Consider the following 1,979-nt stretch of genomic DNA (forward strand, 5'->3'; position numbering starts at 1 on the left):
TACGACTGCACTAACCATCACATCAGGATGAAGATCAGAAGAAGCAGAATCGAAAACAATGGGATTATGACTACCCCCAGACTCAACGGAACGAGCTTTACGAGGACGAGAAACATTTTTTCTCAACTTAGAAAGTAATTTAGAGGGTTTTTTTAATGTGATATATTCACGCTCAAGGCGGAAATCCCAAAGACCTCCATTACTTCCACCTGAGCTTTGTTCACTCAATTCGCACCGATTCTCTACTTCTGCTGAGCTGCATTTATAAGCATGAAGACGATATCGATAAGGCTTTCCCTTCATTACTCCGTAACCACCTGGTAATTTAAAGGAATCTTTCTTCGCTTCTCCATGAACTTGAATAATTGACAGCCCTTGATTAGTATTGTGATTTTCCACTTTTGTTCCTGATGTTTGTGTTTGTATTTCTTTTTTTGAACTTCGTACAAATTCTTTTACATACACTGTCGTTGTTCCATAAACATTACCGTGGATAACAAGTTTATCAGCCTTGCTTTCTGCTTTCACGACATCATCTGAACTATCACCCCTTAAATATACATTGACATAAAGGCGTGCGTCCCCTGCCGCTGCATAAACATATTCTGAGATTCCATCGTCTCCTTCAATATGAAGCGTTTGATAATTACCTCCTTTTGGTTGCTCAAAAACAATAGAGCTGTCAACAAGCCTTACCAGTGAAAGTGACGAATCTGTAGACTGTGAATCTTGCTGATTATTCTTCTCTCTTGATGTTTCAAGCGATTGCTTTCTTGGTGTCACAGTCCATTTCGATTTATTATATAATTCAATGCCACCGTAAGAATCATTTTCAACACGCGTTCCCCCGACAAGAGAAGAAGAATTCGCTTCAACCGCCACGAATGAGTGATTCTTAACATCTAACAACAAATCACTCGTGATGCTTGAACCCTTTAAAGTAATATAAGGAGCTCTTCTAGCATCATCACTATAAATAGCCGTACCATCCGAAACTTTAAGAGTAGTCTTCTCAAACTGAAATTCCCCTAACAGAGTAAGAAGTTCCCCCTCTTCATATTCATCTTGTGAAGAGCTGCCCCGAAAATACAAACCTCGCGCTTTATGTCCCTTGATAGCAATATCTGAGTCTTTAATAAAAACCCGAGACACACTTTGCAACTTACTGCTCGAACCTTCCTTAAACAATGGTGGTGAACTTTCACCCACCAAGCCATAGACATTAGAAACATCAACTTTCCCATTATCAACAACAAGAAAACCATCTTGCTTCACACCAAAAACTGCCCAAGATACACTACTATCGTTGTTGCTTACCTTTTTTTCTTCTACAATAGAAGCGTTACTCAGAATTTTCATCACCTTTTCTGGTGCGAACACTTGTGATGTAATCATTTCAGAATTCTTAAATTTTAAAATCTCACCAGTGTTTGAGTTTTGGCCTCTATCGGGCTTAATGACTATCTTATTAGAATTTTCTATAATCATAGCATTGACAAAGTCTTTATCAAAACTATTTACCTGAAATACGTTGTTACTACCAAGATTCTTAAGATCATCACATAAATACGACTTAAAAAGAGAACTACACGATGGTTTATCCTGTACTTCAGCATTTATGTTTTGTACAAAGAAAAAAATAGATGTTGTAAGAACACATAAATATACATGGCGTTTTAATACCTTAATCATAACCCACTATAAACTTTCTTCTCTCATTGTCATTGAAAATCAAAGAGGCATACCTATCAATTGCCTCATTATGAAATGAGCAAATAATATGTTTTGTGTTTTATGTAAATACAAAAGCAAAAAATAATGATATGAAATTACCCTTAAAAACTATCTCTTCAAAAATAAGTTTAGTAAGTTTTTACAAATAAAATAATCACCATAAGAAACGAAATAGGTCTTTACTGAATACAAAAACCTATTTCCGCTGAGAAGTGTATTTAAGATGCTCAAAGCATACCTCTCTT

Annotated in this window: 1 pseudogene; it reads right to left on the reverse strand. The window is 36.0% G+C overall.

What is annotated here, in order from left to right:
• A pseudogene (locus BN200_RS09395) lies at positions 1–1,692 on the reverse strand (autotransporter outer membrane beta-barrel domain-containing protein); the annotation flags it as partial.
• Positions 1,693–1,979: the final 287 nt, after the last annotated feature.

The organism is Bartonella senegalensis OS02, assembly GCF_000312545.1.
Classification (GTDB): Bacteria; Pseudomonadota; Alphaproteobacteria; order Rhizobiales; family Rhizobiaceae; genus Bartonella; species Bartonella senegalensis.